The sequence below is a fragment of the Ensifer sp. D2-11 genome (genome assembly GCF_054161295.1).
In genome coordinates, this window is the sequence record NZ_CP096435.1 from 98,916 (window position 1) to 116,944 (window position 18,029).

18 protein-coding genes are annotated in these 18,029 nt (G+C 60.2%); 9 read left to right on the forward strand and 9 right to left on the reverse strand.

The window, feature by feature from the left end; all coding sequences use genetic code 11:
- Positions 1–56: 56 nt before the first annotated feature.
- The 5 genes from M1D34_RS26045 to M1D34_RS26065 all read right to left on the reverse strand — a co-directional run bounded on the left by M1D34_RS26045 (position 57) and on the right by M1D34_RS26065 (position 5,968).
- On the reverse strand, positions 57–1,583 hold the full coding sequence (locus M1D34_RS26045; RefSeq protein WP_498785396.1) for a malonate--CoA ligase: 1,527 nt from the start codon (positions 1,581–1,583) through the stop codon (positions 57–59).
- On the reverse strand, positions 1,580–3,019 hold the full coding sequence (locus M1D34_RS26050; RefSeq protein ID WP_498785398.1) for a malonyl-CoA decarboxylase: 1,440 nt from the start codon (positions 3,017–3,019) through the stop codon (positions 1,580–1,582). The genes M1D34_RS26045 and M1D34_RS26050 overlap by 4 nt, the downstream gene beginning before the upstream one ends.
- Positions 3,016–4,332, reverse strand: coding sequence for a TRAP transporter large permease (locus tag M1D34_RS26055; protein ID WP_498785400.1), 1,317 nt, complete (start codon positions 4,330–4,332; stop codon positions 3,016–3,018). Before M1D34_RS26055 ends, M1D34_RS26050 begins: the two co-directional genes overlap by 4 nt.
- Complete coding sequence (locus tag M1D34_RS26060; RefSeq protein ID WP_498785402.1) at positions 4,329–4,898, reverse strand: TRAP transporter small permease subunit; 570 nt, start codon at positions 4,896–4,898, stop codon at positions 4,329–4,331. Before M1D34_RS26060 ends, M1D34_RS26055 begins: the two co-directional genes overlap by 4 nt.
- A 65-nt stretch (positions 4,899–4,963) precedes the next feature.
- Positions 4,964–5,968 carry a TRAP transporter substrate-binding protein gene (locus M1D34_RS26065; RefSeq protein WP_498785404.1) on the reverse strand — a complete coding sequence of 335 codons (1,005 nt, stop codon included), beginning with the start codon at positions 5,966–5,968 and terminating at the stop codon, positions 4,964–4,966.
- Between the two features lie 128 nt (positions 5,969–6,096).
- Here M1D34_RS26065 and M1D34_RS26070 point away from each other — a divergent pair, with 128 nt between their 5' ends.
- From M1D34_RS26070 to M1D34_RS26095, 6 genes are all read left to right on the forward strand, one after another.
- On the forward strand, positions 6,097–6,771 hold the full coding sequence (locus tag M1D34_RS26070; protein ID WP_498785406.1) for a GntR family transcriptional regulator: 675 nt from the start codon (positions 6,097–6,099) through the stop codon (positions 6,769–6,771).
- Between the two features lie 233 nt (positions 6,772–7,004).
- Complete coding sequence (locus M1D34_RS26075) at positions 7,005–8,405, forward strand: type II and III secretion system protein family protein (protein WP_498785407.1); 1,401 nt, start codon at positions 7,005–7,007, stop codon at positions 8,403–8,405.
- Complete coding sequence (locus tag M1D34_RS26080) at positions 8,402–8,707, forward strand: hypothetical protein (RefSeq protein ID WP_498785409.1); 306 nt, start codon at positions 8,402–8,404, stop codon at positions 8,705–8,707. The genes M1D34_RS26075 and M1D34_RS26080 overlap by 4 nt, the downstream gene beginning before the upstream one ends.
- Before the next feature lie 21 nt (positions 8,708–8,728).
- Positions 8,729–9,259 (forward strand): tetratricopeptide repeat protein, encoded by a 531-nt coding sequence (locus M1D34_RS26085; protein ID WP_498785411.1) that lies wholly within the window; start codon positions 8,729–8,731, stop codon positions 9,257–9,259.
- Between the two features lie 83 nt (positions 9,260–9,342).
- Positions 9,343–10,155, forward strand: a complete 813-nt coding sequence (locus M1D34_RS26090; RefSeq protein WP_498785412.1) for a class I SAM-dependent methyltransferase — start codon at positions 9,343–9,345, stop codon at positions 10,153–10,155.
- Positions 10,156–10,215: 60 nt separating this feature from the next.
- Complete coding sequence (locus tag M1D34_RS26095; protein WP_498785414.1) at positions 10,216–11,001, forward strand: class I SAM-dependent methyltransferase; 786 nt, start codon at positions 10,216–10,218, stop codon at positions 10,999–11,001.
- 108 nt (positions 11,002–11,109) lie between these two features.
- Here M1D34_RS26095 and M1D34_RS26100 read toward each other — a convergent pair whose 3' ends face one another.
- Positions 11,110–11,949 carry an alpha/beta hydrolase gene (locus M1D34_RS26100; RefSeq protein ID WP_498786227.1) on the reverse strand — a complete coding sequence of 280 codons (840 nt, stop codon included), beginning with the start codon at positions 11,947–11,949 and terminating at the stop codon, positions 11,110–11,112.
- 216 nt (positions 11,950–12,165) lie between these two features.
- On the opposite strand from M1D34_RS26100, the gene ppk2 reads away from it, so the two are divergent.
- Entirely contained in the window at positions 12,166–13,086 is a 921-nt protein-coding gene (ppk2, locus tag M1D34_RS26105) for a polyphosphate kinase 2 (protein ID WP_498785416.1), read from the forward strand.
- Between the two features lie 182 nt (positions 13,087–13,268).
- On the opposite strand, the gene M1D34_RS26110 is transcribed toward ppk2, so the two are convergent.
- Positions 13,269–14,348, reverse strand: coding sequence for a mechanosensitive ion channel family protein (locus M1D34_RS26110; RefSeq protein WP_498785418.1), 1,080 nt, complete (start codon positions 14,346–14,348; stop codon positions 13,269–13,271).
- A 383-nt stretch (positions 14,349–14,731) separates the two neighbouring features.
- On the opposite strand from M1D34_RS26110, the gene M1D34_RS26115 reads away from it, so the two are divergent.
- Together M1D34_RS26115 and M1D34_RS26120 are read left to right on the forward strand one after the other, a co-directional pair.
- On the forward strand, positions 14,732–15,058 hold the full coding sequence (locus M1D34_RS26115; protein WP_498785420.1) for a GYD domain-containing protein: 327 nt from the start codon (positions 14,732–14,734) through the stop codon (positions 15,056–15,058).
- Between the two features lie 141 nt (positions 15,059–15,199).
- Positions 15,200–15,919: a fimbrial biogenesis chaperone gene (locus tag M1D34_RS26120; RefSeq protein WP_498785422.1), complete on the forward strand. Its 720-nt coding sequence runs from the start codon at positions 15,200–15,202 to the stop codon at positions 15,917–15,919.
- 12 nt (positions 15,920–15,931) lie between these two features.
- Here the strand turns inward: M1D34_RS26120 and M1D34_RS26125 are convergent.
- Together M1D34_RS26125 and M1D34_RS26130 are read right to left on the reverse strand one after the other, a co-directional pair.
- Positions 15,932–16,878 (reverse strand): IS630-like element ISRm2011-2 family transposase gene (locus M1D34_RS26125; protein WP_011970797.1). Its coding sequence is split into 2 segments (ribosomal slippage): positions 15,932–16,539 and positions 16,539–16,878, totalling 948 coding nucleotides; the frame shifts between segments, so codons are not numbered across the junction.
- A gap of 163 nt (positions 16,879–17,041) precedes the next feature.
- Entirely contained in the window at positions 17,042–17,953 is a 912-nt protein-coding gene (locus M1D34_RS26130; protein WP_498785424.1) for a LysR substrate-binding domain-containing protein, read from the reverse strand.
- Between the last annotated feature and the right edge of the window lie 76 nt (positions 17,954–18,029).

The following is an 18,029-nucleotide window of genomic DNA, read 5'->3' on the forward strand; positions in this document are numbered from 1 at the left end:
TCCGCATCCCGCTCTAAGCTATTAGAACCGATCACTCGGGCATGCGGGGGCGACGCCTAAACACGCGCCTCGGCTCCTGCGTAAAGACGGGCATATGTTTCGCGAAGCACGTTCTTCTGAACCTTGCCCATCGTATTGCGCGGCAGGTCGTCCACGAAGATTACCCGTTTCGGCCGCTTGTAGCGCGCCAGCCGACCTTCCAGACCATTGAGAATGGCACGCTCGTCGATCGCCGCACCCGGCTTCCTGACGACCACGGCCGTGACACCTTCGCCGAAATCCGGATGCGGCAGCCCGATGACTGCCGTTTCCACGACGCCGGGCATCTGGTCGATCTCGGTTTCGACCTCCTTCGGATAGATGTTGTAACCGCCGGAAATCACGAGATCCTTTCCGCGCCCGACGATATGGACATAGCCCCTCTCGTCGATCTTGCCGAGATCGCCGGTGATGAAGAAGCCGTCGGCGCGGAACTCCGCCTGCGTCTTTTCGGGCATACGCCAATAGCCCTTGAACACGTTGGGGCCCTTCACCTCGATCATCCCCGTCTCGCCTTTCGGAAGCGGCCTACCGCTCTCCGGATCGGCGACACGAAGCGAAACCCCCGGCAGGGGGAAGCCGACGGTTCCGGCTATGCGCTCGCCGTCATAGGGGTTGGAGGTATTCATATTGGTTTCGGTCATGCCGTAGCGCTCTAGAATGGCATGTCCGGTCATCTCGGCGAAAGTCCTGTGGGTCTCGGCAAGCAGCGGAGCCGAGCCCGACACGAAAAGCCGCATCCCGGCGGTTGCCTCGCGCGTCAGCCCCGGAATCTGAACGAGGCGCACATAGAAGGTCGGAACGCCCATCATTGCGGTTGATTGCGGCATTAGACGCAGGACTTCGTTCGCGTCGAATTTCGGCAGGAAAAACATCGAGGCGCCGGCGAGAAGAACGACGTTCGACGCAACGAACAGGCCGTGCGTATGGAAGATCGGCAGGGCGTGGATCAGCCTGTCCTTAGCCGTGAAGCGCCAATGGTCGCGGAGCGTGGCGGCATTCGACAGGAGGTTGTCATGCGTCAGCATCGCGCCCTTGGACCGCCCGGTCGTGCCAGACGTGTAGAGGATGGCGGCGAGGTCATCCGGGCCGCGATCGGCGTCGGGGAAATCCGGCGCCTTGCCCCTGGCAAGGTCGATCAGCGAGCCGCCACCTTTTTCGTCGAGCGTCTCGACCTCGGCGCCGCGATCGGCGGCAAGCTTCGTGATCCCCTCCTTTGCGCCCGGCCCGCAGACGATGAGTCGCGGCTCGGCATCACCGAAGAAATAGTCGAGTTCGGCAAGCGTATAGGCCGTGTTGAGGGGAAGATAGACCGCGCCAGCGCGCAGGCAGGCGAGGTAGAGCATCAGCGCCTCGGGGCTCTTCTCCACCTGTACCGCCACCCGGTCGCCCGGCCGCACGCCGAGGGTGTCGAGCGCCGAAGCGATCCGGCCCGAATGCTCCAGCATGTCGCCATAGGTCCAGACGCGGCCATCGGCCGTCAGGATGAAGGCGGAGTCGGGGCGCGCTGCCCGGCGTATGGCGTCGAACAGATGGTTGCTCATGAAGTGAACTCCTTGTTGCCTTTCCTTCCTGGTGCGTCAGCTGATCGGACGTCCGGGAGGAAGACGTCCGGAACCGGAACGAGGCTGCGTGAACTCCTGTCGGCCGGGACCAGCCGGCGGATGGCGGGCGCGGCGACGACTTCGCCGCGAGTCGCAAAGACCTCGTGGTTGGTCTCGATGTCGTCGAGCTTGTAGAGATAGTTGACCATCAGCCCGTGGGCCTGGCGCATCGCCCGTTGGGACCGGTCGCCCAGGAAATTGATGCGTTCGAGCCGCGCGCCGTTGCCGAGATGGAACCGGGCGACGGGATCAACTGTCTTGCCGCTGCGATTGCGCGCCCTGAGGAAATACCAGGCGGCCGCAGCCATCAGGCTCGGCTGGATGGCCGCCGCGGTCTCCGGCTGGTCGGCCCAATCAGGCTCGTCGAGCGCCGCGAGCCTGATGCGGTCGGCGGCGGACAGGGCGTTGGACGTTTCGGCCTGGCGTTCGCGCGACAACCAATCGGCAAAGCCCGGCACCGGCGACAGCGTCACGAAGGTGTCGAGGCGAGGGAGGTCGCGCCGCAGATCCTCCACCACCTGTTTGATCAGGAAGTTGCCGAAGGAGATGCCCCTGAGGCCTTCCTGACAGTTCGAAATGGAATAGAAGACGGCGGTCGTCGCGTCAGTAGCGCGGATCGGAGCACGATCCTCCTTCAGCAGGTCCGCGATGTTGGAAGGCATTTCGCGTGTCAGCGCAACTTCAACGAAGATCAGCGGATCGTCGACCAGCTGCGGATGGAAGAAGGCGAAGCAGCGCCGGTCCTCCGGTGCCAGCCGCCGGCGCAACTCGTCCCAGCCGCCGATATGGTGGACGGCCTCGTAACGAATGATCTTCTCCAGAATGTCGGCCGGTGTCGACCAGCTGATCGGCCGCAACACGAGGAAACCCCGATTGAACCAGGATCCGAAGAGATGCGCGAAGTCCGTGTCGACCGCCTCCAGATCGGGGATTTGGGCTTTGAGCTCAAGGAGGTCCGCCCGCATGCGGACGAGGGTCGCTATGCCGTTCGGCGCAAGATTGAGCCTGCGGATCAATTCTTGACGGCGCGGTTCTGCCGCCATGCTCATCTCCAGCAGCGCCTTCGGCGTCGGATCGGCGCGATAGGCGTCGATCGCCCGCTCCAGTCGCTCGATATCAGGGCCGAAACGAGAGAGCAGCGCGACCATGAAATCGCGCCGCTTGTCCTGATCGAAGCCTTGCCAGCGATCCAGAATGTTCTTGGCCAGAGCCATGCCCGACGCCTCGCCTCGGCTCGACAGCAGCGTGTCGCAGAGCGCTTCCATGGTGCCGACCGGATTGACATCGCCGTTCCGGGCCGGACCGAGCGACAAGAATCGCCGGCCGCGCTCGGCAATGCTCTGCAGCATGTCGCTGAAAAATGACGTGGTGTTCATTGGATGGTCCCCAGCATCTGGTTCGGCAGCCACGTCGCAATGTCCGGAAAGACGCAGAGGAGAATGATCGCCAGGAACATGACGAGCACGTAAGGCAGTGAGCCCCAGAGAATGTCCTTCGTCGGAATCTGCGGCGCGATGGCATTGATGACGAAAAGGTTGAGGCCGATCGGAGGCGTGATCAGGCCGACCTCCATGTTGATCGTCAGCACGATCGCGAACCAGTAAGGGTCGAAACCCGCCTGGGTGACGATCGGGAAGAGCATCGGTGAGGTCATCACGATGACGGCGACGGGGGGCAGGAACATGCCGCAGATCAAAAGAAAGACGTTGATGACCGCCATCAGCACCCAACGGTTGACCTCCATATCCGCAATCGCGGCCGCGACGGTCTGCGTGATGAACAGCGAGGACAGCGCGAAGGCGAAGAGCTCGGCAGCAGCCATGATCATCATGATCATGACGCTTTCCTTCATTGCCGACCCGAAGATGCCGGCGACGGGTCGAAAGCGGAACAGGCGATAGGCGACGATCACGACTGCCAATGTCAGGAATGCGCCCGCACCGGCTGCTTCCGAAGGCGTGGCGATACCGCCATAGAGTACGTAGAGCGTGCCGGCGATGATCAGCAGGAACGGCAGGATGCGCGGAAGGCCGGCCAGCCGTTCCTTCATCGAGTAGCGAACGAGGCGTGCATCGAATTCGTAGCCCTTGCGTTTGCAATCGATGACCGCCCAGGTCATGAACATGATCGTCAGCAGTATGCCCGGCAGAATCCCCGCCATGAACAGCCGCCCGATGGAGGTCTCGGTCGCTATTCCGTAGACGATCAGCGTCACCGAAGGGGGGATGAGAATGCCCAGCGTGCCGCCGGCGGCGATGGAGCCACTCGCGACCGAAGCGGGGTAGCCGCGCCGCATCATTTCCGGGATGCCCATCTTGCCGATCGCCGCGCAGGTCGCGGGCGAAGAGCCCGTCATGCCGGAGAAGATGGCGCAAGCTCCGATATTGGACAGAATGAGGCCGCCCGGGATGCGGTTCAGCCACCGGTCGAGTGAGGTGTAGAGATCAGATCCCGCCGGCGAAGAGGCGACCGCCGCGCCCATGAGGACGAACATCGGGATCGACACATAGGCCAGATTGGCGATGCCGGAAAACATCGTATCGCCGAGCACGTAGAAAATGCCGGCGCCGCTTTGCATGTAGAGCGCTGCGAAGGCGGCAAGGCCCAGGGCGAAGGCGATGGGCATCCCCGTTGCCAGCAGCACGAAAAGACACGCAACGATCATCAGTCCAGAGACAGTCGGGCTCACTGAATGATCTCCTGTGGATGACGGTCGGCGCCAGGGGCCGAACCCGGTTCGCTCGCGCCGTGGCCCATGGCTGCCGGGGCTGCGGGGGCGGTGAGGAGCGTCAGAATCTGCGCGACATATTGCAGGCACAGCATGGCAAAGCTGACTGGCAGGGCAGCGAGCGGCACCCAAAGCGGCGGCGCCCAGACGCTGGAGTGTTTCCAGTTTCCCGCCCACGCGTCATGGAACTGAATCCATGTTGCAATCAGCATGACGACGCAGAACAGGAGCCCGAGCAGGCCCGCAATAATGCGCAGAACGTATCGCGTACGGTCCCCCACCACCATTTCGACCACGTCGATGCCCACATGGCCGCCCTTGAGCAAGACGTATGGCGCGCCGAGAAACATGGCTGCGGTTGCGGAAAACACGACGAAATCCGTCTGCCAGATCGTCGCCTGGCGAAATACATAGCGCTGCATGATCATCTGGCAGACGACGAGCATCGCCGCAATGAGCAGGGCGGTCGCAACGGCCGCAAGGCCACGCGAAGCATTGCCGACAGCCTGTGAATAGGCCTTGAGCATCAGATCATCCCCGAGTTGCGCTGAAGGGAACGGCGCGCCGGAGCGCGCCGTTCTGCCGGTCCGCCTTACTTCACGGCGAGCGCCTTTTCGATCAGCTTGTCGCCGCCGGGAACGTTGGCGGCGAAGTTCTTGTAGGACGACGCCTTGGCGAGCTCGAGCCAGGCATCGTAATCCTCCTTCGACATCTCGACGACTTCGACGCCTGCCTTCTTGTAGGTGTCGATCATGACCTGATCGCCCTTGCGGACCTCTTCGTTGAAATAGACTTCCGCTTTCTCGCCGGCAGCGAGGATTGCCTTTTGCTGCTCTTCCGTCAGGCCATCGAAGATGCGCTTCGATACCAGCACCGGTTCGTACATGAACCAGAGGGCATTTTCTCCCGGCGCCGTGAGGCACTTCGCCTGTTCGAACAGGCGATAGGACACGAAACTCGCCGACGAGGTGTTCGCCGCATCGAGGACGCCCGTCTGCATGCCGGTGTAGATTTCCGACGAAGGCATGGATGAGATCGAAGCGCCGGCTTCCACGAGCATTTCCTCGAAGGCCGGCCCCGCGGCGCGGATCACCTGTCCCTTGATCGTGTCGGGGGAAGTGATGCAACTCTTCTTGGAGGCGAAGGCACCGGAGAGCCACGCATCGGCGATCACCAAGGCGCCGGCATCCTCGATGACTTTTTTAATGTCCCGCATGAACTCGGAATCATTAAGCCGCATGGCGCGATCGAAATTTCCCACGAGGCCGGGCATCAGCGTCGCGGAGAATTCCGGGTGGCGGCCCGAAGCATAGTCCAAGGGGAACGAAGTCATATCGAGCAGGCCACGTGTGACCGCATTCCACTGATCGTTCGGCTTGTAGAGCGACGACCCCGGGAACACCTGGATTTCGAGGCCGACATTGGCGGCGGCGACCTCGCGGGCGATCAGTTGCACCATCTCGTCGCGAATGTCGCCCTTTCCCCCCGGGAACTGGTGTGACGCCTTCAACACGGTCTGGGCACCCGCTGTGGAAGCGATCAAGCTGCAGATGGCCGCGACAGCGGAAGTCGTCAACTTCCGTCGAAAACTGCTCATTTCTTCCTCCCTGACATGCCGGCCTCCCGCCGGCTTGGTATTAAGAGTGGAGCCATCTTGCGTACCGTGTCAAGATTTTTGTATACAAGAGAACTGGGGGCTGCATACCGGGACTGGTCGGATAAGCAATGAGCGAAAACATTTTCTACAAGCTCCGGGACGATATCGAGAACGGCATCGTGACGGGCGAGTTCGAGCCCGGCGAACGCCTGGACGAGACGCAACTCGCCATGCGCTTCGGGGTATCGCGCACTCCGATCCGCGAAGCCTTGATGCAGCTGAGCGCTATCGGGCTTGTCGAGATCAGACCCCGGCGCGGCGCTGTCGTCGTGGATCCGGCCCCGCAGCGCGTCTACGAAATGTTCGAGGTGATGGCTGAACTGGAAGGCATGGCGGGCGCTCTTGCCGCCCGCCGGCATACGGAGGACGACAGCGCGGCTCTGTTGGCCGCCCACGAGAAATGCCGGGAGGCGGTCCTCAGCGAGGAGACCGATCGCTACTATTACGAAAACGAGATATTCCATCGCGCGATATACACGGCGAGCCATAGCGGCTTTCTCGAGGAGCAATGCACGGCCTTGCATCGCCGCCTTCGCCCCTATCGTCGTCTGCAGCTTAGAGTTCGCAACCGCATGAAGGTCTCGTTCCGGGAACATGGAGAGATCGTCGAGGCCATTCTTTCCGGCAATACGGATGGCGCGCGGGAGGGTTTGCGCAGCCATGTGGCGGTCCAAGGCGACCGCTTCGGCGACCTTGTAGCAAACCTCTCGAACCGTGAGCGGCGGAGCGGCCGGCTCGCATAGGAAGGCGGAGGATCGGGCTTTCTGATCCCAACACAGTACTTGAGAATATCAGGCTGCGCAGGCCACTAAAAACTGACGGTTTTATTTAAAATTCCTGGGTGTTTATTGTGGCTTGGGGGGATTCTTGGTTGACCTCGCGGCAGGTTCTCGAAACACTCCCCGCGGTTACGGCCAACACGTAGCGTCACGAGAGTGCGACATTGTGCCGAGTGTCGTGGAGGAACACAGGAACAATGACAAGGTCGAGAGGCTCCCTTTTTGCGTTCTTCTGCTTCGTTGTGGCTCTGTGTACGGGCATTGGCGTCAGTCCCGCGGCGTTGGCAAACGGCGATTCCGTCGAAATCTCGTCGAATTTTTCGCGGTCGATCAAGGTTGCGAAGGGCAAGACGGTAACGATCAGAGCCGTGCAGCGATTCGATGAGATCGTCATCGGGGATCCGGAAATTGCGACTGTAACCCCTCTGACCGACCGTTCCTTCTATGTTCTCGGCAATGAACTGGGCTCGACGAGCCTCACCATCTTCGATGCGGAAAAGAATCCGGTCGGCATCATCGACATAGAGGTGACGCTCGATACGAAATTGCTGTCCTCGACGATCCGGCAGTCGGTACCGGGCTCGAGCGTAAAGGTAACCTCGGCGAACGGAAGGATCGTTCTTTCCGGCTCTGCCACGGACGCGGTCGCAGCCACCCAGGCGGAGCAGATCGCATCGCGCTTTGCCGGCGACGAGGAGATCATCAATTCCATTAAGATCACGTCGTCCCAACAGGTACAGCTAAATGTCAGATTCGTGGAGATCAACCGCGACGTCGGCAAAGAGCTTGGAACCCAGATCAGTGCCGCTTATGCCTGGTCGAACGGGAGTGTCGAGTTCAACTCCGCCCCGCGCGCGACATCCAATACGCCGGCCGGCTCGCTTATCGGCAGCCTCATCGGCGAGGGCTACTCGGTGGATGTGGCGATCGATGCGCTCGAAGACCGGGGCATGGCCCGGCGCTTGGCCGAACCGAACCTAATAGCGCGTTCCGGTGAGACTTCGAGCTTTCTGGCCGGCGGCGAATTCCCCATCCCCATCTCGGAGCAGGACGGAACCATTACCGTCAGCTATAAAAAGTTCGGCGTCGGTCTGGATTTCACGCCGACCGTACTCAGCGACGGCCTTATTGCCCTCGATATCGAGCCGGAAGTATCGGCGATCGACAACACCGCCTCTTACCGGGTGGGAAATATCGCGATCCCGGGTTTCTCCGTCCGCCGCGCCCGGACATCGGTCGATCTCAAGAGCGGCCAGAGCTTCATGATCGCCGGCCTCCTGCAGAGCGAGAACAATCTCATCACCCAGCGCGTGCCGGGCCTCGGGCAACTTCCCATTCTCGGGGCGTTGTTTTCGTCCAAGGCTTATCAGCGCCGCGAGACCGATCTGGTGATCATCGTCACGCCTCATCTCGTCAAACCGATCGATCCGCTCAAGAAGGTCGCCAGCCCATCGGATCGAACGAAACGCCCGACCGAAGCTGAATTCTTTCTTGGCAATATCGATGAAGTGGAGGTCAACGACAGGGGCCGGTCAGCGTCGAGGCAGGCGCGTGTCGTCCGCGCACCGAGTTCCGGCCATTTTCTGGAGCTCCAATGATCCGGAGCAGCAGCAGGCCCAAAGGCTTTCCCGGTCTTCTCTTTGCGTCGTCGCTCCTGCTTTCCGGCTGCCAGAGTCATGAGCTCGTCCGCAGCGAAACGGTAGCCCTGTCCGCAGGCGATGCAATCGCGGCCAATAGTGTGATGCAGATGGTCGATCCGTGGCCGCCAAGGGTCAAGCAGACCAGCTTGGCCACGCCGGCCGACCTGGAACAATATAAGCCGCAGCCGCAGAACGCGGAGCAAAGCGGAACGAATGGGGGAAATGGTGAACCTTATCCGAACGACACCACGACACAGTAGCAAGAGGGCGGCGATCAGCGAATGGAGATGACAACAGGCGCGTCCGGCCGCAGTGTGCTGGGCCGTTCGGGAGGAGGACGCCGGACCACGGAACTGGCCATGGCGATCGTCGCGGCTGTGGTTCTTTCGAGCTGTCAGACGTCGGAGGTGTTGTCGGGTGCCGAATTCGACCCAACATCCGCTCTCGCGTCATCCGGAGACGTGAGCAAGTCCGATCTCGATCAGGGCAAGCTTCAATTCATGAACGGCAATTATGGCCTCGCCGAGAAGCACTTTCGAAAGGCGGTAGAGCTGCGGCAAGACAACGCCGAGGCGCTGATGGGATTGGCGGCCTGCTATGACCGCCTCGGCCGGTTCGATCTGGCGGACCGCGCCTATAATCAATTGCTCAAGGTGGCCGGGCGCCAGCCACGCATCGTCAACAACATGGGATACTCGCAATATCTCCGAGGCGAGAAAGCAAAGGCCCGCAAATTGCTGCTCGAAGCTAGTGCGGCACTACCGGGGGACCAGACGATCGAGGCCAATCTTGCCTTGTTGAACCGCAGTTGAGGGCATAGCGTTAGGTTCCCGCCGTCGGGCGATGTTGATCGACTTCAACTTCGCAGTTAGCTTCGGCTGTCAGCAACATGGTGATGGCTATGGCCGGTGACGTTCTTGCCCGTTCCTTCGGCAAAGAAGCATTCGGGCTCGACCCGCAGAACTACCACACGGCCCGGCCGGCCTATCCGGAGTTCGTCTGGGATGCGCTGAGAAAGCGCGCAGGACTCCGGCGCGGTATTTCTATCCTTGAGATTGGAGCAGGAACTGGGCTGGCGACCGAACGCCTTCTTGAGGATCGGCCCCACCGGCTTCTGGCTGTAGAGCCCGACAGGCGGCTAGGCAGGTTTCTTCGCGATCGACTGGACAAGGATGAACTCGAAGTGGTGGAAACTCCCTTCGAAGAATTGAAAGTTCCGGAAGAGAGTTTCGATCTCGTCGTCAGTGCGACGGCATTTCACTGGATTGACGCCGTTCCTGCACTACAGCGCGTTCATCGACTGCTGCGAGCCGGCGGTGCCGTCGCTCTCATTTGGAACGTGTTCGGGGATGGTGTCAGACCCGACCCATTTCATCGGGCAACGGCACACCTGTTCTCAGGCCATCGTACGAGCCCATCCGGTGGCGGAACGACTAAGACGCCATACGGCCTCGATGTCGGTGCGCGACTGGGTGACTTGGCGGAGGCTGGTTTCACGACCGACGCGCCAGAGCTCATAGACTGGACTCTGACACTGGACCCGCCCGCTGTTCGACGCCTCTACGCGACCTACTCGAATGTCACGGCACTGCCGCAGGACGAGCGGGAAAGATTACTCGGCGGACTGGAGAAAGTGGCCGAAACCGAGTTCGCAGGCGTCGTCACCAGGAACATGACTACGTCGGTTTACACGGGAAGACGAGAGTAAGGGGGTGCAGGGAGGGAAAATCAAACTCCCGTACCAGCCCGAACAAAGAGAGCGAGTGTTATGGCGTTGGATCGAGCCGACTTTTACGACGCAGAATTGGCGCGACACAATCGCCACCTACGGGTTGCAGCCGACTTTGGCGCGGATGATCGGGTGCTCGATATCGGCTGCGGTGCGGGGCAAACAACGCGCGAGGCCGCCCGCGCCGCGACGCAAGGAGAAGCGGTCGGCCTGGATATTTCCGCGGAGATGCTGGAGGAGGCGAGGCGACGGAGTGCCGCCGAGCGTTTAGGGAACGTGGTGTTCGAGCAGGGCGACGCGCAATTCCACGCATTCCCGACTGGCGGTTTCGACCTCTGCATCAGCCGGTTTGGCGTGATGTTCTTCGCCGATCCGGCGGCGGCATTTGCCAATATCGGCCGGGCGATGCGTCCCGGCGCACGCCTTGTGTGGATGGTGTGGCAGAGCCGGGAGCGTAATGAGTGGTCTCGCAGCATCCGGCAAGCCCTGGCGCCGGCAATTCCGGCTTCTGCCGGTGCTTCCACGCCGTTTTCACTTGGCGATCCTCCGGTTGCCACGGACCTTCTGAGCGCTGCAGGCTTTACTTCGATCGCTTTCACCGACGTGCGAGAGCCGGTCTTCTATGGATCAGATGTCGACGCGGCGTTTGATGCGCTCACCAGTCTCTACCTCGTGAAGGACGCGCTCGCGGGCACGAATGAACCGCCTGACAAACCACTGCGGCGGCTGCGCGATTTACTGGAGGCGCATATGACCCCGGAGGGGGTGTTTTTCGACTCCCGCGCGTGGATCATCACTGCTCGCCGGGCAGGCGGAGGAGGCTGACCGCGCTGCGAAAGTCGCCGATCAGCACGTGAGAGGCAAGTATGGCTCAATCCAGCCAGATATCGTGCTGGAATAACGCATGATCGCGTTGAGCGCATTCGCGGCTCGTCAGTTCCGGTCCCTTCGAGGCGGTGGAGTTGCGGTGCTTCCTTTTTGCGCCTGCACAAAGCGAATGATGTCGTCAATCATACGGACGTCCCACAGATCGTTGTGGCCCAAGCCGTCATAGATGAGCATCTGCTTGGGTTCGGGAGCGATTTGATACAGAGCTTTGCCCGAAGACAATGGGATGATGGCGTCAAGCCGGCCGTGGATAAATAGCTTCGGTTGCTTCACCTCCGCGATTTTCAGATCTGAGCGGAAGGGATCCTTGGTGAGGAGCGCAACCGGAAAGAATGGATAGTAGGTCTGAGCGAGCGAGAGGACCGACAAATAGGCAGACACGAGGATAACCGCGACTGCCGGACGTTGCCCAGCGGTATCGACCGCCACGCCGCTTCCCAGCGACTGGCCCAACACCACGATCTCGTTTCCGGAACGTGCCGCAAGCCAGTCGAAGGCGGCAATGCCATCGATCAACAAGCCACGCTCGTTCGGCGTCCCGGTTGACCCCGGATAGCCGCGATAGGAAAGCGCGAGCAGGCCGATGCCGCGTGCGGCAAGAGCCTGGGCGAAGAATCCATAATTGCTGACCCGGTCGGCGTTTCCGAGGAAGAACAACACCGACGGCTGGCCGGGCTCGCTCTGGCTATAGAGGCCATGAAGCGTTTCTCCATCGGGCGTTTGGATGTACACGTTCTGCCCCCAGCTCGCGCGATCGGGCGCCAAAGTTGCGCTTGCGCCGGGGTAAAGGAGGGCGCGCTGCGACAGATACGTCAAGCCGACAAGCGAGATGTATGCGAAAGCCGCCACGAGCGGCAAGATCAGCAGGAGTTTAGTGGCATTCACAGTGTCATGCCCGCTCGCTCGTCCGCTCCATTGAGATCGTCGGGTTAGTATGCCCAAATGGGACCTGCCATCACAACGTTCTTGTGTTGCCGGTGAGTCTCCACCCTGCTTACGCCGGTGGCATGCGTTCTGCGGAATGTAAAATTTCCTTCACTCTGACATGGAATAAGCCATTCTTGCGATCAAGACTGTTGGCGTGAACTGCGGAGGCGTGACATGGGTAACTCGAAAGACGAGGTAGAACGCATCGATTGGCTGGAAGCGGAGCTTGCTGACACAATCGACGAGGATTACGAGCTCGAGCTTTCAGAACCGGCGCTATCGGAGGAAATCCGCAAGATTTACCGCAAAGCGCATCCGCCACCGCTTCCCCGCATGGACTATTTCCGCGGGCTCCTGGCGTTGCAGGCGGAGCTAATCAAGCTGCAGGACTGGGTCGTCTACCACAAGGAGAAGGTCGTTGTGATCTTCGAGGGACGCGACGCGGCTGGAAAGGGCGGCGTCATCAAGCGCATCACCCAACGACTTAACCCTCGCACTGTGAGAACGGTGGCGCTGCCGGCGCCGTCCGATCGCGAGAAGACCCAATGGTACTTCCAGCGCTACGTACCGCATCTGCCGGCCGGCGGCGAAATCGTCCTCTTCGACCGTTCCTGGTACAACCGCTGCGGCGTCGAACGTGTCATGGGTTTCGCGACCGAAGAGGAAGTTGAGCAATTCTTCGATGACGTGCCCGAGTTCGAGCGCATGTTGGTCCGTTCCGGCATTCGGCTCGTTAAATACTGGTTCTCGATCACCGACGAGGAGCAGCAGTTACGCTTCCTGATGCGCATCCACGATCCGCTGAAACAGTGGAAACTTTCGCCGATGGACCTGCAATCACGCGTGCGCTGGGAAGCCTATACCAAGGCCAAGGAACAAACCTTCGCCCGAACCAACATCCCCGAGGCGCCCTGGCATATCGTCGAGGCCAACGACAAGAAGCGGGCAAGGCTCAACTGCATCGACCATCTCTTGAAGCAAATCCCCTATGAGGATGTGCCGCACGAGGATGCCACCTTGCCGGAGCGCATATTCAATCCCAACTACGAGCGGAAGGTCCTGCCTCCGGAGCTTTACGTCCCTGCGAAATACTGACATCTCGCATACAAACGCGGGAAAATCGCGTGTAACGGAAGTTAGTCCGGCCGCAGTGTTTGTTCGTGGTCATTCACGGGTTCCGATTGAGTCGGAGATCGCGAGCCAGGATGTGCTGGACGTATCCGGGCTTCCCTGCCGCGACGCCCGCGGGGGTTGTTGCAGACCTGGCGCGGTGAAGTTCACCTCAAATTGCTCTTCGGAAACAGAACGCGACCGGGCTCTGCGTTCATTCGCGCCAGCATTTCCTTGATCAAGCGTGTTTTGGTGCGCCCCGCTTCCTTCGGCGGCACGAGATAACGCACGATGGCCTCGAGCCAGGTGTTTTCGCTGACGCGAAAATGAACCACGGGATGCTCCTTCACTTCGAGCTCGTCCACCGGCGTATTCGATAGGATGTGCTTATAGATCTTCACCTTCTGGCTCATGATGTCGCCGACCTGCTCTTCCACGACCTCTCTCATGGTCAGCGCCACAAACTCCAGATCGCTTTCATAGGCGAGCTGGAACTTGATTTCGTTCCAGACGTAGGGAAACAGCGGCCAGGAATAGTTGAAGACCGGTGTCTCAAACACGGTGGAGTTCGGAAACTTGATGATGCGTCCGCTCGGATGATCGGTCCAGAGGTACTCGCCGCCGAATTCCCAAAGCGTCGTATCGAGATAGCTGACATCAATGACATCGCCATGGGCGTCGCCGATGCGAATTCGGTCGCCAACGCGATATGGCGCCCTGGCCAGGATATAAATCCACGCGATGAAACTGGAGATCGGCATTTGCAGCGCAAAGCCGAGTATCAGTGAAATCAGGCCGAGCGAAACGAACGCGGCGTACCAATTTACAAATAAGACTGAAATCGCCACGAAGACGATCGCGACCACGACGACCAATCGAAAAATGCGTTTCAGGTTGAAACGCGAGACACGATTGGGAATTCGGCCAATGAGAAAGACTTCAATAACGTTCGCGACAGTCAGCATGACAAAAATGAGAAGGGCGCCCTCGACGTAATTCATCACGCGGAGGCGTAATGGCGCGTCAAGCCAATCCGAGCGCCAATTGATCAGGACTTGGATGCCAAAAAGCAGCAAGGCAGCGGCAGCGAAGCCAACCGTCCGCCAGACATCTTCCTTGCGAAGGCTGAAGCGAAATTTTTCCTCGGGCCTTTTCGCCTGCTGTTGCATGGTTTTTGGATCAGCAGTCTGTTGCGCCGCCCGTTCGAGCCGGGAAAGGTTCTCCTGTTCCTTGTCGCCTCGTTCCATGGTTCACCCCGGTGTGGCCATCCACGCCCAACCAGTGCCCTTTCGTTCCTCGACGGCGCAATTCCGGTGATGCCTCGCCATATGGCAAGGTCTGAATGAACAGTCAGGGCAAGCCCGTCGTCGTTTCGCAGGCCAATTCTTGAGCCAATTCGTCCACACGTTCTAAGACAGCGAGTAATCCATTATATCCTTAGAGGCCAAATGTGGCACCGTCCATGATCGGCATTTCCTGAGCCGATGGCTACAGTGCGCAATGAGACGCAAGCGGCCACCCGAGGCGGCAAGGTTGAAGCCATTTGCAACCAGACTCCGAACGCTGGAAATGACTCGCGTTCTCTGGGGACCGAGCGTTAACTGAGTTGTTGTGACGGAGGAGGCAAACCATGGCCATGTATCTCACGCGCTTCAGCTACACGCCCGAGACGTGGGCGCGAATGATCGAAAACCCCGAAGATCGCCGTGAGGCGGCACGTGCGTATATCGAATCCGTAGGCGGAAAGCTCCATGGGTTCTGGTACGCCTTTGGCAAGCATGATGGTTGGAACCTGTGGGAGGCGCCTGATAACGTATCGATGGCGGCTGTGGCCCTTGCCATCGGCGCAGGAGGCGCGCTCAGCTCCATCGAAACCACTGTCCTCCTCAGCGTCGAGGATACGATGGAAGCACTTGGAAAGGCAAAGTCGGTTAGTTATCGTCCCCCTGGAGCCTAGGCGTGGCGCACTCTTCCCACCCATATTGAAGTGACTGGTGCTTCGTGACTTCCGTTCGCCGTCCGAGTTCTCTTTGAATTGCCGCCAGTGCCACGGCGTTGATGCACGGAAGCCATGCTTAGTGCCTGACAGGAGATCGCCATGTGCTCCATGCTGAAAAGCATCGGCGTAGCTGCTTTGTTTTCATTGTACTCGCTGACGGTCAACGCCGCTTCGCTCATCATTTCGCCGACCTCGGTCGAGCGTATTGCACCGGATCGAGCGGCGGTTTTCCATCTTAGAAGCAAGGTGAGCCACCCGGTTGGCATCGAGGTGCGGGTACTCCGTTGGAGTAAAAAAGGCGGAGTAGAACAACTGAGGCCGACCAGCGATGTCGTCGCAAGCCCGCCATCAGCGCGGCTGGCGCCGAACGGCACCCGCGTCGTCAGTGTGGTACGTGTCAGCAAGGAGCCGCTACGCTCGGAGGAGAGCTACCGAGTGGTGATCGACGAGTTGCCCGATCCAACGGGGAGTACGTCAGGCGCCGAAAGCGTGGCTGTGCAACACGTTCTGCCAGTCCTTTTCCGCACTCCGGATGCTCCTGCGGCGGAAGTCGATTGGAGTCTGGCACGCTCCCGCGGCTGGCTCATGCTCGTAGTTGAAAATAATGGCGCCAGGAGGTTGAGGCTGTCTGATGTGCAGTTGATGCAGGGCGGCGCAGTCATCGCTCGACGTGATGGGTTTGTCGGTTACGTGCTGCCGGGCCTGACGAGACAATGGCGAGTCGGCAGGGGGGACAGTTATTCCGGCGGCGTTGTGACACTTTCAGCGAAAAGCAACGGCAGCGCGATCGATGCACAGGTTGTCGTAAGGGGGCGCTAGAGCGGTATGTATTTAAGCCCGTTCATATCCCGCCTCTTTGAAGTAGGCTGCGCATTCCTGTGGGGTGACGGCTTGGAGAATGTGGCGCAGTTCGTCATGGATTGCATCGCGTGATCTGGCCTGTGCCTCACGCAACCAGTGCTTGATTTTGGCGAAGAGCTTTTCGATCGGATTGAGATCGGGGGAATATTTCGGCAGAAAGAACAGGCGGGCGCCGGCCTTACGGATGGCGGCGCGGATCTCCTGACCCTTATGGGAGCCGAGATTGTCCAGGATGACGATGTCGCCGGCTTTGAGTTCCGGCACCAGAACTTGCTGGACATAGATGCGGAAGCGTTCGCCATTGATCGGGCCATCGAGGATAAAGGGAGCGCTGACGCGGTCGGCCCTGAGTGCGGCGACAAAGGTCATGGTGTTCCAATGGCCGAAGGGGGCGTAGCCCACCAGTCGTTCGCCGCGAGGCGCCCAGCCCCGCAGCGGCGCCATGTTCGTCTTCGTCCAGGTCTCATCGATGAAAACGAGGCGGGCGGGATCAATTCCGGGGCAGTGCTTCAGCCATCGTGCCCGGTGGCGGGCGACGTCGGGCCGCTCCCGTTCGCTGGCGACCAGCGTCTTTTTTTATAACTCAACCCCTCTTCGTGCACGAAGGTCCAGACGGCGCGATAATCCACCTTCAGGCCGCGCTCGCTCAACTCGGCGACAAGTCCGTGCAGCGTGAAGTCGCGCTCGCGGCAGCGGCAAAGCAGCCAAGCCCGGTGCGGACCGGAAAGCTTGCGGGGCTTGTGCCCACCCATCTGGCCGGGTGCGGCGCTGCCCGTCTCGCGAAACCGCCGCACCCAATCGATCGCGGTGCTGATGCCGATGCCGAAGCGCTTGGCCGCTGCCCGGCACGATAGGCCCTCGCCCGTCACCGCATCGACAACGCGTTCCCGAAGATCATTCGAAAAAGGTCTCGCCATAAAGGCCGGCCTCCTTCACCGGCCTGAATGGTGAATCTGATTTGCGCAGAAAAAGGAATCCCCTTTCCGATTCCGCCTAAATGCATCCCGCTCTAAGGAACTTGATTTGAGCTTGTTCATCTCGATACACGTAGCGGTCAAGGACAAGCCGCGAGGCTCACGGTCACCGGTCTGGGGGCTCCGGCTGAGCTGCGGAAAGCGAGGTCTTAAACCACATCCGAAGTGCTGCGATGTCAGATCGCTGTTCCAGCCCCAAGGCGCAGGCAAAATGATAGGCGTCGCCGGCGAGTGATTGCGAGAATGGGACTTCCAGCAAACCAGCAGCAAGTGCATCAGCGACAAGCACTCGACTGGCGATGACCACGCCTTGGCCGGCAATGGCCGCCTGGACGGCCAACATGCTATCGGGAAATCGGGGGCCGGCACTGGTATCGACGTCGGCGATGCCGGCCTTTTCACACCAGCGATTCCAATCGGGTTTCGGCGTCGGGCGACTTCGCCCGTCGATGTGGATCAATGCGACGCGCCTGAGGTCGTCAAGTTGCAATAGACCGAGTCTTGGACTGCACACCGGCGTCATCACGTCGCTGCAAAGTTGCGTGCTGGCTGCGCCAGCGAATGGACCACGCCCGTAACGTATCGCGGTCTCGATGCCCCCGGAGCGCAAGTCCTCGACCGTGTTCGATGCGTGCAACCGCAAGTCGATGTTCGGGATGGTTTGTCGTAGCGCATCCATCCGCGGCACCAGCCAGTGACTCAGAAATGCTATCGTCGACGTCAGGGTGACTGTTATCGGCGCCGTCTCAGCCAGCAGTCGTGTGACGACCCGCTCGATTTCGCCAAAACCGGCGGCCGTCGCCTCGTAGAGCGCCTTACCTTGCGGCGTCAACGTCACGGCTCTGGGCGTCCGGTCCAGTACGCGCAGGCCCATATAAGCTTCGAGCTGTTTGACCTGATGGCTGATTGCCGTAGGTGTCACCAAAAGCTCTTCAGCTGCGGCTTTGAAGCTGGCGCGGCGCGCGGCGGCTTCAAAGGCGCGAAGAGCGGACAAGGGAGGCAGGCGCGGACGGTGCATGCTGAATCCAGTTCATCTTGAAGCTGAGAATTTCGATTTTTATTCTTTAGAATTAAATGACTACCGTGATGAAAGC

Bases quoted from the DNA above. Each gene is read 5' to 3' on its own strand.
- M1D34_RS26045 (WP_498785396.1), bottom strand. From the start codon at position 1,583: ATGAGCAACCATCTGTTCGACGCCATACGCCGGGCAGCGCGCCCCGAC.
- M1D34_RS26050 (WP_498785398.1), bottom strand. From the start codon at position 3,019: ATGAACACCACGTCATTTTTCAGCGACATGCTGCAGAGCATTGCCGAG.
- M1D34_RS26060 (WP_498785402.1), bottom strand. From the start codon at position 4,898: ATGCTCAAGGCCTATTCACAGGCTGTCGGCAATGCTTCGCGTGGCCTT.
- M1D34_RS26065 (WP_498785404.1), bottom strand. From the start codon at position 5,968: ATGAGCAGTTTTCGACGGAAGTTGACGACTTCCGCTGTCGCGGCCATC.
- M1D34_RS26070 (WP_498785406.1), top strand. From the start codon at position 6,097: ATGAGCGAAAACATTTTCTACAAGCTCCGGGACGATATCGAGAACGGC.
- M1D34_RS26075 (WP_498785407.1), top strand. From the start codon at position 7,005: ATGACAAGGTCGAGAGGCTCCCTTTTTGCGTTCTTCTGCTTCGTTGTG.
- M1D34_RS26080 (WP_498785409.1), top strand. From the start codon at position 8,402: ATGATCCGGAGCAGCAGCAGGCCCAAAGGCTTTCCCGGTCTTCTCTTT.
- M1D34_RS26085 (WP_498785411.1), top strand. From the start codon at position 8,729: ATGGAGATGACAACAGGCGCGTCCGGCCGCAGTGTGCTGGGCCGTTCG.
- M1D34_RS26090 (WP_498785412.1), top strand. From the start codon at position 9,343: ATGGCTATGGCCGGTGACGTTCTTGCCCGTTCCTTCGGCAAAGAAGCA.
- M1D34_RS26095 (WP_498785414.1), top strand. From the start codon at position 10,216: ATGGCGTTGGATCGAGCCGACTTTTACGACGCAGAATTGGCGCGACAC.
- ppk2 (WP_498785416.1), top strand. From the start codon at position 12,166: ATGGGTAACTCGAAAGACGAGGTAGAACGCATCGATTGGCTGGAAGCG.
- M1D34_RS26110 (WP_498785418.1), bottom strand. From the start codon at position 14,348: ATGGAACGAGGCGACAAGGAACAGGAGAACCTTTCCCGGCTCGAACGG.
- M1D34_RS26115 (WP_498785420.1), top strand. From the start codon at position 14,732: ATGGCCATGTATCTCACGCGCTTCAGCTACACGCCCGAGACGTGGGCG.
- M1D34_RS26120 (WP_498785422.1), top strand. From the start codon at position 15,200: ATGTGCTCCATGCTGAAAAGCATCGGCGTAGCTGCTTTGTTTTCATTG.
- M1D34_RS26130 (WP_498785424.1), bottom strand. From the start codon at position 17,953: ATGCACCGTCCGCGCCTGCCTCCCTTGTCCGCTCTTCGCGCCTTTGAA.